Source organism: Pseudomonas phoenicis (assembly GCF_047302395.1).
Taxonomy (GTDB): Bacteria; Pseudomonadota; Gammaproteobacteria; order Pseudomonadales; family Pseudomonadaceae; genus Aquipseudomonas.
In genome coordinates, this window is the sequence record NZ_CP154852.1 from 446,841 (window position 1) to 460,900 (window position 14,060).

The 14,060-nt window shown below is 63.9% G+C and carries 11 protein-coding genes; 7 read left to right on the forward strand and 4 right to left on the reverse strand.

All coding sequences use genetic code 11. The annotated features are described in order from the left end of the window. Positions 1–65 precede the first annotated feature (65 nt). Entirely contained in the window at positions 66–974 is a 909-nt protein-coding gene (gene prmB / locus AA0Z93_RS02165) for a 50S ribosomal protein L3 N(5)-glutamine methyltransferase (RefSeq protein ID WP_413046591.1), read from the reverse strand. Positions 975–1,153: 179 nt separating this feature from the next. Between prmB and AA0Z93_RS02170 the strand changes: the two genes are divergently transcribed. The 5 genes from AA0Z93_RS02170 (at position 1,154) to AA0Z93_RS02190 (ending at position 5,159) form a co-directional block, all read left to right on the forward strand. Further along, positions 1,154–1,744 (forward strand): cysteine hydrolase family protein, encoded by a 591-nt coding sequence (locus tag AA0Z93_RS02170; RefSeq protein ID WP_413046590.1) that lies wholly within the window; start codon positions 1,154–1,156, stop codon positions 1,742–1,744. Between the two features lie 89 nt (positions 1,745–1,833). Next, the gene (locus AA0Z93_RS02175) at positions 1,834–2,394 is read left to right on the forward strand and encodes a Smr/MutS family protein (RefSeq protein ID WP_413046589.1); all 561 of its coding nucleotides are present in this window, start codon (positions 1,834–1,836) and stop codon (positions 2,392–2,394) included. Between the two features lie 69 nt (positions 2,395–2,463). Beyond that, on the forward strand, positions 2,464–3,009 hold the full coding sequence (gene folE / locus AA0Z93_RS02180; RefSeq protein WP_313739521.1) for a GTP cyclohydrolase I FolE: 546 nt from the start codon (positions 2,464–2,466) through the stop codon (positions 3,007–3,009). A gap of 308 nt (positions 3,010–3,317) precedes the next feature. Beyond that, complete coding sequence (locus AA0Z93_RS02185) at positions 3,318–3,689, forward strand: glutaredoxin family protein (RefSeq protein ID WP_413046588.1); 372 nt, start codon at positions 3,318–3,320, stop codon at positions 3,687–3,689. Between the two features lie 279 nt (positions 3,690–3,968). Further along, positions 3,969–5,159, forward strand: coding sequence for a benzoate/H(+) symporter BenE family transporter (locus tag AA0Z93_RS02190; RefSeq protein ID WP_413046587.1), 1,191 nt, complete (start codon positions 3,969–3,971; stop codon positions 5,157–5,159). Positions 5,160–5,172: 13 nt separating this feature from the next. On the opposite strand, the gene AA0Z93_RS02195 is transcribed toward AA0Z93_RS02190, so the two are convergent. Continuing rightward, positions 5,173–10,284, reverse strand: a complete 5,112-nt coding sequence (locus tag AA0Z93_RS02195) for a retention module-containing protein (RefSeq protein WP_413046586.1) — start codon at positions 10,282–10,284, stop codon at positions 5,173–5,175. A 466-nt stretch (positions 10,285–10,750) separates the two neighbouring features. On the opposite strand from AA0Z93_RS02195, the gene AA0Z93_RS02200 reads away from it, so the two are divergent. Next, positions 10,751–12,124 carry a TolC family outer membrane protein gene (locus AA0Z93_RS02200; protein WP_413046585.1) on the forward strand — a complete coding sequence of 458 codons (1,374 nt, stop codon included), beginning with the start codon at positions 10,751–10,753 and terminating at the stop codon, positions 12,122–12,124. A gap of 186 nt (positions 12,125–12,310) precedes the next feature. Next, entirely contained in the window at positions 12,311–12,496 is a 186-nt protein-coding gene (locus tag AA0Z93_RS02205; RefSeq protein ID WP_413046584.1) for a hypothetical protein, read from the forward strand. Positions 12,497–12,596: 100 nt separating this feature from the next. Here AA0Z93_RS02205 and AA0Z93_RS02210 read toward each other — a convergent pair whose 3' ends face one another. Both AA0Z93_RS02210 and mazG read right to left on the reverse strand, forming a co-directional pair. Further along, positions 12,597–13,139, reverse strand: coding sequence for a DUF2058 domain-containing protein (locus AA0Z93_RS02210; RefSeq protein ID WP_413046583.1), 543 nt, complete (start codon positions 13,137–13,139; stop codon positions 12,597–12,599). A gap of 26 nt (positions 13,140–13,165) precedes the next feature. Further along, entirely contained in the window at positions 13,166–13,999 is an 834-nt protein-coding gene (gene mazG, locus AA0Z93_RS02215) for a nucleoside triphosphate pyrophosphohydrolase (RefSeq protein ID WP_413046582.1), read from the reverse strand. Positions 14,000–14,060: the final 61 nt, after the last annotated feature.

Below are 14,060 nucleotides of genomic sequence, written 5' to 3' on the forward strand. Positions count from 1 at the left end.
GGGCGCCCGCTTGGGGGGCGCCCGCTTGCGCGGCGCCCATCAACACAGCGAGCGCGGCAAGCGTGTCAGGCCCGTGCGCGGAACAGGTCCTGGTGCTGGCGGCACTGCTCGGCGGTGAGCATGAACACACCATGGCCGCCGCGCTTGAATTCGAGCCAGGCGAAGTCCACTTCCGGGTAGCGCTGTTCGACGTGCACCTGACTGTTGCCGACCTCGACGATCAGCAGGCCCTTCTCGGTCAGGTGGTCGGCCGCTTCGGCCAGCATGCGCCGCACCAGGTCCAGGCCATCGTCGCCACAGGCCAGGCCCAGCTCGGGTTCGTGCTGGTATTCGGCCGGCATGTCGGCGAAATCCTGTGCATCGACGTAGGGCGGGTTCGACAGGATCAGATCGAAACGCTGCTGTGGCAGGCCCGCGAAACCGTCGCCCTGTACGGTGAAGACGCGCTCTTCGAGGCCATGGCGCTCGATGTTCTGGTTGGCGACTTCGAGAGCGTCGAACGACAGGTCGGCCAGGACCACTTCGGCGTCGGGAAACACGTCGGCGGCCAGGATGCCGATGCAGCCAGAGCCGGTGCACAGGTCGAGGATGCGCGTCGGCTCGCTGCCCAACCAGGGCTCCAGGCGCGCTTCGAGCAGCTCGCCGATGGGCGAACGGGGAATCAGCACGCGCTCGTCGACGATGAACGACAAACCGCAGAACCAGGCTTCGCCCAACAGGTAGGCGGTGGGGATGCGGTCTTCGATGCGGCGCTTGAACAGGTGTTGCAAGCGCACGCGCTCGTCGTCTTCGAGCTGGCAGTCGAGGTAGGCGTCGGCCACTTCGAACGGCAGGTGCAACGCACCGAGCACCAGTTGGCGCGCTTCGTCCCAGGCGTTGTCGGCGCCATGGCCGAAGAACAGGTCGTGTTCATGGAAGCGGCTGACCGCCCAGCGAATGTGGTCGCGCAAGGTGCGCAGGCGGGAAGTGATCACAGTGGACTCCTTTGAAGGCAGCGGGAAAGTCTATCAGTCTGCGCCCGTAAATGTTTCCCCGGGCGCGCCGTCGTATAGCCACAGACCAGCAACTGCGCCGCTTGCGCTGTCAAGCATTCCCATTGTCGTCGCGGCAGAGGACAATGGCGCGCAACAGCCCTATCCCAAAGGAGCCCTTGATGTCCGTTGCAACCACGATGCTGCGTCTGAGCGGTCGCGATTACCCGCCGGCCAAGTTGAGCCAGGCCAGCCTGATCATCATCGATGCGCAGAAGGAATACCTCAGCGGTCCGCTGGCGCTGTCGGGCATGGACGAGGCCACGGCCAACATCGCCCGCTTGCTCGATGCCGCCCGCCTGGCCGGACGCCCGATCATCCACGTGCGCCATCTGGGCACCGTGGGCGGTCTGTTCGACCCGCAAGGTCCGCGCGGCGAATTCATTCCGGGGCTCGAACCGCGCGAGGGCGAAGTGGTGATCGAAAAGCGCATGCCCAATGCCTTCAAGAACACCAAGCTGCACGAAACCCTGCAGGGTCTGGGCCACCTCGACCTGATCGTCTGCGGTTTCATGAGCCACTCCAGCGTCAGCACCACCGTGCGCCGCGCCAAGGACTACGGCTACCGCTGCACCCTGGTCGAAGACGCCAGCGCCACCCGCGACCTGGCCTCCAAGGAAAGCGTGATTCCCGCCGCGCAGATCCACCAGTGCGAGATGGCGGTGATGGCCGACAACTTCGCCTGCGTGGCGCCGACCGCCAGCCTGATCTGAGGCCGACGCCCGGCACCTGCGGGTGTCGCGGCCAGACTGCCGTTGCCCTGCGCAGTGGCGTAAACTACGCCGCCTCAGGTGGAGGCAACATGCAAGACGACGATTTTTCCCTCTTTCGTAGCGAAGTGCGCGGCGTCAAGCCGATCACCCACGACCGCGCCGAAGTCGGCAAGCCCAAGGCCGACCGCCAGCAGCTGGCCGGTTTGCGCCAGAAGGCGACGGTGCGCAGCGACCAGCCGTTGGTGATCGACGGCCTGTCCGATCAGTTCGTCATCGACGTGGGCGCCGAAGACGAACTGCTCTGGCGCCGCGACGGGGTGCAGGAAGCCCAGCTGCGCAAGCTCAAGCTCGGCCAGATCGCCTTCGAGGGCAGCCTCGACCTGCATGGCATGAGCGTGGAGAAGGCCCGCGAAACCCTGTGGGACTTCATCGCCGAAGCCGCCAAGCTGGAAGTGCGCTGCGTGCGGGTCACTCACGGCAAAGCCGCGCGTCTGGACGGCAAGCGGCCGATGATCAAGAGCCATGTCAACACCTGGCTACGCCAACATGCGCAGGTGCTCGGCTTCGTATCTTGCCAGCCGCGCCACGGCGGTACGGGCGCGGTGTATGTGATGCTCAAACGCACCATGCTCGAAGGCCGCGACGAGTAACATCGCGCTTGCAGCGCTGCGTCCTCCGACTTACCCTTCATTTTTGCGAAAATTCCCACAGGTAGATCCATGTCCCTGGAACAGAACTACACCGAGATCCTTGGCCAGATCGGCGAGGACATCTCCCGCGAGGGCCTGCGCGACACGCCCAAACGGGCAGCGAAGGCCATGCAGTACCTTTGCCGCGGTTATGAGCAGACCCTCGAAGAAGTCACCAACAACGCCCTGTTCAGTTCTGATAACAGCGAAATGGTGGTGGTGCGCGACATCGAGCTGTATTCGATGTGCGAGCACCACATGCTGCCCTTCATCGGCAAGGCCCACGTCGCCTACCTGCCCAAGGGCAAGGTCCTGGGCCTGTCGAAGGTCGCGCGGATCGTCGACATGTTCGCCCGCCGCCTGCAGATCCAGGAAAACCTCAGCCGGCAGATCGCCGAAGCCATCGAGCAGGTGACCGGCGCTGCGGGCGTGGCCGTGGTCATCGAGGCCAAGCACATGTGCATGATGATGCGCGGTGTCGAGAAGCAGAACTCCAGCATGATCACCTCGGTGATGCTCGGCGAGTTCCGCGCCAACGCCGCCACCCGTACCGAATTCCTCAGCCTGATCAAGTGATCGTCCGCTGAGCGCGAGCCGGCCCTTGGGCCGATACCCGCCAGTTGAGCCGAATCAGGGTTACTTGGGGCTGCCTTGCAGCCCATCGCGGCTAAAGCCGCTCCAACAGAACAAGCGTAATCCTGTGGGGACGGCTCTAGCCGCTCCAGCAGAATAAGCGTAATCCTGTGGGGACGTAATCCTGTGGGAGCGGCCGGCCGGCGCTCCGGTTCAGCCGCGATGGGCCGCAACGCGGCCCCGATTGCTCAACTGACGGGCATTAGCCCCTTGGGTCGGCCTTTTCGTTTATCTGCTTTCAGGAGTGCCCCATGATCGTCAAAGCCCTGCGCGTCGGTCTCGGCCAGCTTATCGTCTTCGGCGACTGGATCAGCCGCCCGGCCAAGCGCAAACGCGACCCTGCCGCCCAGGCGCAGGTGGATGAGCAGGCGCGCCATCTGGCGCTGTACCAGTTCCATGCCTGCCCGTTCTGCGTCAAGACGCGCCGCGCCTTGCATCGTCTCAACGTGCCGGTGTCCCTGCGCGACGCCAAGCATGACCCGCAACACCGTGAGGCGCTGCTCGAAGGCGGCGGCCGGGTCAAGGTGCCATGCCTGCGTATCGAAGAAGGTAACGAAGTGCGCTGGATGTACGAATCCAACGACATCATCGCTTACCTGGAGCGGCGCTTCGGCACCGTCTGAGCGCGCCATCGCGGCGGTGGTCCAAGGAACACTGCCGCAGCCCCATGCCCATCGCCCACGATGCACCCCAACGCTCGAACGATGACTGTACGCCCCGAACCATGCGTCGCCACCGCCGCATGACGCTTGCCATCGCCTGTCGAGTGCGCACCCTCCCCGCCCGTCCTTGCCCGCGAACGATCACTGTACGGCCCAACCCGCACGCGGCTGTATGGCAAGCGCCGCCTGGCGAACCGTTAGGCTGGAAAGAACTGCTTACATCTGCACAGGGAACGCGCCATGTCGCTCGCCAAAACCGCCCGCCCGCGCTTGCTGGCCGACTCCTCGCCATCGGCTGTCGTGGCCGGTTTCATCGCCATGCTCACCGGCTACACCAGCTCACTGGTGTTGATGTTCCAGGCCGGGCAAGCCGCCGGCCTGACCAGCGCGCAGATTTCCTCGTGGATCTGGGCGCTGTCGATCGGCATCGCGGTGTGCAGCATCGGGCTGTCGTTGCGCTACCGCACGCCGGTGACCATCGCCTGGTCGACGCCAGGCGCGGCGCTGCTGATCACCAGCCTGGGCGGCGTGAGCTACAACGAAGCCATCGGCGCCTACATCACCAGCGCGGCGCTGGTGCTGATCTGCGGGCTTACCGGCAGCTTCGAGCGCTTGGTACGGCGCATCCCTGCCTCGCTGGCCTCGGCGCTGTTGGCCGGCATCCTGTTGCGCATCGGCAGTGAAATCTTCGTCGCCGCCCAGCACCAGACGCTTCTGGTGGTCGGCATGTTCTTCAGCTACCTGCTGGTCAAGCGCGTCTCGCCGCGCTACTGCGTGCTGGTGGCGCTGCTGGTCGGCACGGCCCTGGCCGGCGGTCTGGGCCTGTTGGACTTCAGCGGTTTCCACCTGCAATTGGCGACACCGGTGTGGACCACCCCGAGCTTTTCCCTGGCCGCCACCATCAGCATCGGCATCCCGCTGTTCGTGGTGGTGATGACTTCGCAGAACATGCCCGGCATGGCCGTGCTGCGCGCCGACGGCTACGACGTGCCGGCCTCGCCGCTGATCACCGCCACGGGCGTGGCGTCGCTGTTGGTGGCGCCCTTCGGCGGCCATGGCCTGAACCTGGCGGCCCTGAGCGCGGCGATCTGCACCGGCCCCCAAGCTCATGAGGATTCGACCAAACGCTACAGCGCCGCCGTCTGGTGCGGGGCGTTCTACGGCGTGGCCGGCATCTTCGGCGCGACCCTGGCGGCGCTGTTCGCCGCCCTGCCCAAAGAGCTGGTGCTGTCGATCGCCGCCCTCGCCCTGCTCGGCTCGATCATGAACGGCCTGCACATCGCCATGGCCGAGTCGCGCGAGCGCGAGGCGGCGCTGGTCACCTTCATGGTCACCGCCTCGGGCTTCACCCTGCTCTCGGTCGGCTCGGCGTTCTGGGGAATCGTGGCCGGTCTTCTGACCCTGCTCATCCTCAAGCCGCGCAAGGCCTGACGCCGCCTGAGCCTCACACGCTGTCGACCGGCGGCGGTGAGGTGCCGAACAGCGTGTTGAGCAGCGCAGCGTTTTCCGAGGTGACCAGATGCGCGACGTCGAACGCAGGCACGGATGCCTGGTGATGGCCAGGTTGGCCCATCGGTTCGGCACTCGCTTGCAGCGAATAGCTGGTGCGCAGCGTGAGTGGCGTGTCACTGCCAAGGGTATGCAGGTAGTGTTCCAGCGAATCGCCGTCCAAGTCCTCTGCTTGCAAGAGCTGCGACAGATCCAGCGAGTGCGCGCTGGCGAGAGCATCGTCGGCAAGCGGCCGCTCGGGTTCGGCCGGGTTCCAGACCGGAGCGCGGACGCTGGCAATGTCGTTTGCGTGATCTTGGGCGCCCAGCGTGGCATGGGTGCTGCCGAACAAACCGTCGTCTTCGTCGAAATTGAGCAGCGCATCCGAGCGCTGGGCAGTGTGCGCGTTGGCCGGTGCGCCGGAGGAGTCGGCCGTTGCGCTGACCGGGTCCGGAACGCTCTGCAACGCATCCCGAGCCATCACGGCGCCCGGTACGCCACCTTCCGGGCGGCTGGCGAGCGAGCTGCCATCGCCGACCGCGTGGGAGCCTTCTGTGCTGTCGCTGCCAGCAACGAGCGTGGAGGGATTGGCGCTGCCGTGCAGCGCGTGACCCTCCCCGGCGGGCGGGTAGCCGTCTGCACCGATGCCACTGGCGACGGGTGTCGCCACGTCGGCAGTCGATGACGCTGTGCCGGCCGAATGGGCGTTGCTCGCCTGGCCCACGTTGCCATCGGACGGTTCCGCGGCGCCCGGAGCGCTCACCACAGGCTCGCCCGTGACAGGGTGCGAGGTGGTTTCTGCGCCTTGCACCGCGCCGCTCGTCTCGCTGGGTTGCGGATGGACGACTGCCGCTGCATGTGCGACCGCTGCCGTGGCGACAAGGGCTGTGGCAGAGTGGTCATCGGCCGGGCTTGCGAGCGGCTGCGAGGCTTGATCCGCCAGGGTCGGGTGGTCGAGCACCAGGCTCAGCCGATAATCCTGTGGCACATGGCCCGCGCCGCTGTCGGCCGTGCTGGAAACCAACAGACTATAAACGCCGTCACGCGCTGCCACGAGCTGGCCGTGTTCGTCGAGGGCATGCAGTTGGCCGTTGGTGTCTTGCCAGGCCAGCGAAACCTCGCCGCTGCTCGTGTCCTGCTTCAAGCTCAGTCGTTCGCCCTGATGCAAATCCAAGGTGAAGCGTTGCGGCTCGGCCTGTTCGTGCGCCTGTGCAGCGCCAAGCAAGCCCGCCACGACCAAGACGGCGCTCAGGTTACCGGGGGTGCTGACGAAATCGCCGCGTGCGATGGGCCGGGCGAGTTCCGTGCGGTCGAGTAACAGGGGCGCCGCTTGAGCGTAGGCGATGTCGCAGAGGGGTGGCGCGCTGTCCTTCACCTCGAGCGTGACGGTGGCGGTGCTTTCGTCGCCGTCTGCGTCGCGGAGGGTGTAGACGAATACATCGCGGCCGCCTGCGCTACCCACGCTGTTGGGGTCGGCGTGGTAGGTGGCGTTGCCGTCGGCGGCGATGACGAGGTAGCCATATTGACCCTGCACCTGCGTGCCGACCTGGCCCAGGGCCGAGGTGCTGGTGTCGTTGCCGGCGCGTACACCTACCACGTATTGACCGTCGCTGCGCACGTCGGCGCCGATGATGTCATTGAGTAGGACGTTGCCGCTGACCGTGCCGCCTTCGCGCACCTGGGCCGAATCGCAATGGGCGGTGGGCACGTCGTCGACGATGCGCACGACGATGCTGCCGGTCACGTTGTTGCCGTTGGCGTCGGTGGCTTGGTAAGTGAAGGTTTCGGTCTGGGTGTCCGCGCCGTTGTTAGGGGTGCCGGGTGTTTTCGGTGCGCAGGTCAGGGTGTAGGTGTACGTGCCGTCGGGCTGGATCTGGATCTGGCCGTATTGGCCGGTAGCGCTGCCGACCAAGCTGTAACTGATCGCCGCCACCCCGCCCGATACTGCACCGACCAAGGAGCCGGTATCGGTTTCGCCACGGGAGCCAGGGTTGCTGCCGATGACGGTACCGGGGGCCAGGTCGTTGCCGTCTTTATTCAGGTCCAAGGCTTTTTCGTAGACCTTAATGTCCCAATCTGGGCAGGCAACCAAGCCACTGTCTCTGACATCGAGCGTGACGGTGGCGGTGCTTTCGTCGCCGTCTGCGTCGCGGAGGGTGTAGACGAATACATCGCGGCCGCCTGCGCTACCCACGCTATTGGGATTGGCGTGGTAGGTGGCGTTGCCGTCAGCGGCGATGACGAGGTAGCCATACTGACCCTGCACCTGCGTGCCGACCTGGCCCAGGGCCGAGATGCTGGTGTCGTTGCCGGCGCGCACGCCCACCACGTATTGACCGTCGCTGCGCACGTCGGCGCCGACGATGTCATTGAGCAAGACGTTGCCGCTGACCGTCCCTCCCTCACGCACTTGAGCCGAATCGCAATGGGCGGTGGGCACGTCGTCGACGATGCGCACGACGATGCTGCCGGTCACGCTGTTGCCGTTGGCGTCGGTGGCTTGATAGGTGAAGGTTTCGGTCTGGATGTCCGCGCCGTTGTTCGGGTTGCCTGGGGTCTTCGGTGCGGAGATCAGGGTGTAAGTGTATGTGCCGTCGGGCTGGATCTGGATTTGGCCATATTGGCCTACAGCGCTGCCAACCAAGCTATAGGTGAGCGCGCCTGCCCCGCCCGACACCGCACCCACCAGGGAACCGGTATCGGTCTCGCCGCGGGATCCGGGGTCGCTGCCGATGACGGTACCAGGGGCCAGATCGTTGCCGTCTTTGTTCAGGTCCAAAGCTTTTTCGAAGACTTTGATGTCCCAGTCCGAACAGGCAATCAGACCGCTGTGCCTGATATCGAGGGTCACAGTCGTCGTGCTTTCGTCGCCATCTGCGTCACGGATGGTATAGACGAACACGTCACGGCCACCTGCGCTGCCCACGCTATTGGGATTGGCGAAGTAAGTGGCATTGCCGTCAGCGGCGATGACGAGGTAGCCATACTGGCCCTGCACCTGTGTACCGACTTGGCCCAAGGCCGAGGTGCTGATGTCGTTGCCAGCCCGCACACCCACCACATACTGACCGTCGCTGCGCACGTCGGCACCGACGATATCGTTGAGCAGGACGTTGCCACTGACCGTCCCGCCTTCACGCACCTGGGCAGAATCAGAAGTCGCCTGCGGCACATCGTCGACGATGGTCACGTCGAGGCTACCGGTCGCCGTGCTGCCATCGGTGTCTTGGGCGATGACGCTGAATTGTTCTTGCAGGTCATTGACGCCGTTTCCAGTTGGATGCGTCGCGTTGTCCTGCAAGGTGTAGCTGTAGCTGACCACACCGGTGTCGGCATCGTAGCCGGTGATCGTCAGGCGATTACCCAAGCCTGTCAGAATCGTTTGCGGGAAACCGGCCGCTACGCCATCGCTCACCACGTCGATGCCACCCACCTTCAGCACGTACAGCCCATCAGGCGCGCTGACCCGAAACGTACCCGTCTGGGTCAGCGCGGCCGGATCCGGGCTGCTGCCGTCGGCAAGATAGCGCTCGGACAGCGTCAGTTCCCCGCCCTGCACATCCAGACCTTGTAGTTGCACCGGGTTGTCGGGGCGTAGCACGTTCAGGGTCAGGGTCGCGTTGCTGGTGTCGCCATCGGCATCGCGCAAGGTGTAGGTGAACACCTCGACCCCTCGCCCTGCGCCCGACAGTTGCTTGAAGGCCGGGGCGTTGGGGTCGAGGGTGTAGGTGTAGGTACCGTTACCGGCCAGCACCAAGGTGCCGTAGGTGCCTTGGAAAGTGCCGCCGAGGATGGGCTGACCATCGCTGACCCGGTCCGCGCCTTGAACGTCGTTGTCGAGCACGTTGCCTGTTAGTTGCACCGCTGTGGGTGTAGCCAGGTCGGTATTGAAGTCGTCGACCGCTGTCGGCACGTCGTCGCGGACGATCACGTCCAGGCTACCGCTGGCCGTATCGCCATCGACATCGCTGGCGCGCACCAGAAACTGCTCGCTGAGTGTATTGCGTCCACCGCCGTCTGGATGCTGGTCGGCGCCGTTGAGGGTATAGCTGTAGCCGACCTGTCCGGTCTGCGCGTCATAGCCGGTGATGGTCAAGGTGTTGCCCAGCGCGGTCAAGAACGACTGGCCGACACCCGTCACGACGCCCGCAGCGATGACGACCAGGCCACCGACACTGAGGTCGTACACACCGTCCGGGGCCACCACGGTGAAGCTGCCACGTTGCGTCAGCGCCGCGCCATCACTGGCCGAGCCCTGCGGCAGGTTGGCTTCGTCGAGTAGCAGTTCCGCTGGTTGAATCTCCAGACCGCGCAGGATCACCGGGTGATCGGTAGGCGGCTGGGGCGGCTGCGGATCCGGGCCAGGAGGCGTTCCGGGATCGGGGGGTGTTTCAGGGCCGGGACCTGGCGGCGTCCCAGGATCGGGAGGCGTTTCGGGCCCAGGACCTGGCGGCGTTCCAGGATCGGGAGGCGTTTCGGGGCCGGGGCCTGGCGGCGTGCCTGGATCGGGAGGCGTCTCGGTGCCTGGGCCTTCGGGTGGCGACAGCGGGGGGCCATCCCGGAAGCGAGCGCTGTTGTCGCGGCCACCCAATTCGCGCCCACCGGGCTCTGGCGGGTAGGCAAACCCAGCGGTGGGGAAGCCCACCTCAGGGTCCACGCGATCACCGACCTCCGTCAGCAGCACGAAACTATGGCCACCACCCAGCGGTTGCGGCGCCCCGGCCGCAGGTGCCTGCGTTTCCCGGGTAGGGTCGGCCCCTGCGGCGATGGCTTGCTGAATACGCACGACGTCGGCTAGCGCCGCCTCGCTCGGTGGCGCATCCGGGCTGACGATGTCGGGTACGGCGTCATCCAGCAATCGGGCGGTCAGTTCCAGGCTGCTCTCGCGCCCGAGCGTCAACTGCTCGCCGTTGTCCAGACGTACCGCCACCGCACCTTCGTACCCGGTTTGCAGCTGATCGCCCACGAACAGGCGATCGCCTTCGATCAAGATGCGCCGCGCGCCGTCGATACCTATCGCAAATACTTCTCCGATGACTTGGCTGACCACACCGATCGATTTCGCCATGGCACACTGCTCCCTTGCTGTGGTTGATTCGCATCAAGGGTTGCCAGGTACTTCGGGAGCAGCCAGGCGCCAAGGCCCGACTACCGCTGCGATGGCCGGGACGAAAAGTGCCCCGGCGGCAGGTTCAACGAATACGGAATGATGGGGTGCAAATGACAATATTCTGTCGTCCAATTCCGTGCTCGCCGTCCTCCCCTGTATCCTCAGCTGCAAATTTACGAAAATTTTAATTGACGCCGGAAAACCGTTATTTACAGAGACTTGGCGTTCAGACTGAGTGAAACAATGTCCTGAATTAGCTAGATGATGTAAGTTTTTTTTGGAACAATAGTTATGCCAAAATCTTCTTATTTCCGGCGTCGTATGTTCTTAGCTGTGATGTTACAAACATGAAACGGTTACACTCATTTTTACGCCATTTTTCTGGCGAATATCGGACAATTCGAGATTTAGGGAGAAGTACCCCATGCGCGTTTTAGCCCCGCTCACCACTGCCATCTTGCTCGCCACCGCAGGCGCGTCGGTACAGGCCATGACGCTTACCGAGGCAGTGCAGAGCGCGGTCGACAAGCATCCTGAAGTCAGCGAATACCGTAACAGTCGCTCGTCGGCCGACGAAGACGTGAAGTTCGCACGCGGTGGATACTTTCCCACGGTCGACTTGGTGGCGGGATATGGGCGCCAGCGTTCCGACAATAACAATACCCGCGGTTTCAATGCGGACAATACGCGCAACCACAATAAAGAGACCTTGAACTACACCCAGTCCGAGCTGCGCCTGCGGCAAATGCTGTTCGACGGTTTCAACACTGCCAACGAAGTAGGCCGCACCCAGGCCGTGGCCAATTCCCGCGCCTATTACACTCAGGCCACTGCAGAAACCGTTGCCCTGCGCGCCATCGAGGTCTATCTCGAAGTGCTCAAGCGCCGCGAACTCGTAACACTGGCCAAGAACAACCTGCAAGCGCACTTGCGCGTCAACGATCAGATCGGCTTGCGCAGCGAGCGCGGTATCGGTAGCACCGCCGACCTCGATCAGTCCCACGCACGTCGTGCCCTGGCCGAAAACAACCTGGACACCGCCGAGGTCGACCTCGCGGATGCCGAAGTCAACTTCTTCAGCATCATCGGCGTGCAGCCCGACGAATTGGAGATGCCGACTGCCGTTAAACCCATCGTGCCTGAAACCCTCGACGAAGCCCGCCAGGGCATGCTGGAAAACAATCCGTACCTGAAGTCGGCGCAAGCGGACGTCGAGTCGGCCGAGAAACAATACGAAGTGGCCAAGTCGCCCTTCTACCCGCGCCTGGACGCGGTACTGGCCACCGGCGCCAACAACAACCAGGGCGGCGAGCGCGGCCACAGCAACAATGACTGGCAGGCCGGGGTCGAGCTGACCTACAACCTGTTCCGCGGGGGTAGCGACAAGGCGCGCTTGCAGTCCGATTCCTACAAGATCAACCAGGCCATGGACATCCGCAACAACGCCCTGCGCGAAATCAACGAGAACCTGGGCCTTTCGTGGAACGCCATGAACAACGCCCGCAAGCAGATCCCGAGTGCCCTGGAATACGCCGAAACCACCCAACGCGTGCGTGCGGCGTACCAGGACCAGTTCGGCCTGGGCCAACGTACTCTGCTCGATGTGCTCGACAGTGAGAACGAGCTGTACAACGCCAACCGTCGCTACACCGAAGTGCGCTACACCGAGGAATATTCGATGTACCGGATTCTGGCGAACATGGGCGAGTTGTTGAGCAAACAGCGGATCGTGCTGCCACCTGAGGCCATCGCCAAGACCGAAGTGCGCAATCAGGCGCGTTTGCCCGACATGCGCTGAGCACCTGTGTCTGCCGGCCTTGTAAAGTCGCCCCGCCCTCGTTGAGGCAGCGAGGCGACAGACGCCGGGCCACAGCGGTTGCATGAAAGATGTTTAATTGCGCGTTTATTTACTTAGGCTGCTATCGGACTCTATAACTGGGGTGTGCGACACAATGTCGCAATCCACCCACAGGGGAGTATGACGATGACAGTTCAAGTAACCGAACGCGACGAATCGAAAATGTCCCACGAAGGTCTGGCTGCCGGCGTGCGTATCTGGGATGTGCACCAGCAAGGGCAGTTGGTCGGCATGTTCCACGACGAACAGCAGGCCCAGCAGTACCGCAACGAATTGGCCGAACAGGAGCGTCAGCGCGACGAGACGCACTGACCCTTGCATACGTATCGTTGAACGCATCAGGGGGGTAGATCGAAACGTCGGTCTACCCCCCTGATGCGTATTGCCCTAATACCCCGGACTCAGCTTCGCATCACCACATCAGGTCATCCGGAATCTTGTACGCCGCGTACGGATCGTCCGCTTCGTCGGCTGCTTCGACATGGGTGTTGAGCAACAGGATACGGTGCGGATCGCGCTCTTGGATCTTCACCGCCGCCTCGCGCGGGATCACCTCGTACCCGCCGCCATGGGACACCACGGCCAGCGAGCCATTGCTCAGCTTGCTGCGCATCAGCGCGTTGACCGCAATGCGCTTGACCTTCTTGTCGTCGACGAAGTTGTAGTAATCCTCGGTCGTCAGCTTGGGCAGGCGGGTCGCCTCGATCAGCTGCTTGACCTGGGCCGCGCGCGCCTTGGCTTCGGCTTTTTCCTGCTGGGCGCGGTTGAGTTCCTGGTCGCGCTTGGCCTTTTCCGCCTGGGCCTCTCTGGCCAGGCGTTGCTGGGTGTCGTCGACTTCGGCTTGGCCTTTGTGGACCAGGCGTTTCTGTTTTTTCTCGGCCTTGTTGGTCTGGGAGACCTGTTTCTGGTTGACCAGACCGGCTTTGAGCAATTGGTCGCGAAGGGAAAGGCTCATGGGTTTCTACTCACTTGTGCGTCGGCTCAGCCGCAGCTGGGCAGGTTCTTTTCCTGACGCTTGGCCTCGCCCCAGAGGGCGTCCAGTTCGTCGAGGGTGCGATCTTCGATCGGCAGGCCCTGCTCGCGCAATGCCTGCTCGATGAAACGGAAACGTCGTTCGAATTTGCGGTTGGCGCGGCGCAGCGCCTGTTCCGGGTCATGCTTGAGGTGGCGCGCCAGATTGACGGTGGCGAACAGCAGGTCGCCCAGCTCGTCTTCCAACGCATCTGCATCACCGTCGGCCATGGCCTGCAACACTTCATCGAGCTCTTCGCGGACCTTGTCGAGCACCGGCAATGCCGCCGGCCAGTCGAAGCCGACGGTGGCCGCGCGCTTCTGCAATTTGGCCGCGCGCGACAGGGCCGGCAGTGCAGCCGGTACGTCGTCGAGCAACGACAGTTGCTCAGGCGCACTCTTCTGCGCGCGCTCCTCGGCCTTGATAGCCTCCCAGCGCGACTTGACCTGCTCTTCGCTCAGGTGCGGGGTGTCCAGCGGCGCATACAGCTCGCCGGTGGGGAAGACATGGGGATGGCGGCGGATCAGTTTGCGGGTGATGGCATCGACCACGCCGTCGAACTCGAAACGGCCTTCTTCACGCGCCAGCTGGCTGTAATAGACCACCTGGAACAGCAAGTCGCCCAGCTCGCCCTGCAAGTGCTCGAAGTCGCCGCGCTCGATGGTGTCGGCGACCTCGAAGGCTTCTTCCAGGGTGTGCTTGACGATACTGGCGTAGTCCTGCTTCAAGTCCCAAGGGCAGCCGTGCTGCGGATCGCGCAGGCGCGCCATCAGGTGCAGGAGGTCGGGCAAGGTATAGGTCATTGGCGCTACTCCTTCACGGCAGCGTGCCCGGCCGCGCACACGGACGACCGGGCAAGCGACC

What these genes read in the sequence shown, in the direction of transcription:
- AA0Z93_RS02190 (WP_413046587.1), top strand. Translation starts at nt 3,969, where the DNA reads ATGTCGCTCGCCAAAACCGCCCGCCCGCGCTTGCTGGCCGACTCCTCG.
- mazG (WP_413046582.1), bottom strand. Translation starts at nt 13,999, where the DNA reads ATGACCTATACCTTGCCCGACCTCCTGCACCTGATGGCGCGCCTGCGC.
- AA0Z93_RS02175 (WP_413046589.1), top strand. Translation starts at nt 1,834, where the DNA reads ATGCAAGACGACGATTTTTCCCTCTTTCGTAGCGAAGTGCGCGGCGTC.
- AA0Z93_RS02205 (WP_413046584.1), top strand. Translation starts at nt 12,311, where the DNA reads ATGACAGTTCAAGTAACCGAACGCGACGAATCGAAAATGTCCCACGAA.
- AA0Z93_RS02185 (WP_413046588.1), top strand. Translation starts at nt 3,318, where the DNA reads ATGATCGTCAAAGCCCTGCGCGTCGGTCTCGGCCAGCTTATCGTCTTC.
- folE (WP_313739521.1), top strand. Translation starts at nt 2,464, where the DNA reads ATGTCCCTGGAACAGAACTACACCGAGATCCTTGGCCAGATCGGCGAG.
- AA0Z93_RS02195 (WP_413046586.1), bottom strand. Translation starts at nt 10,284, where the DNA reads ATGGCGAAATCGATCGGTGTGGTCAGCCAAGTCATCGGAGAAGTATTT.
- AA0Z93_RS02210 (WP_413046583.1), bottom strand. Translation starts at nt 13,139, where the DNA reads ATGAGCCTTTCCCTTCGCGACCAATTGCTCAAAGCCGGTCTGGTCAAC.
- AA0Z93_RS02200 (WP_413046585.1), top strand. Translation starts at nt 10,751, where the DNA reads ATGCGCGTTTTAGCCCCGCTCACCACTGCCATCTTGCTCGCCACCGCA.
- AA0Z93_RS02170 (WP_413046590.1), top strand. Translation starts at nt 1,154, where the DNA reads ATGTCCGTTGCAACCACGATGCTGCGTCTGAGCGGTCGCGATTACCCG.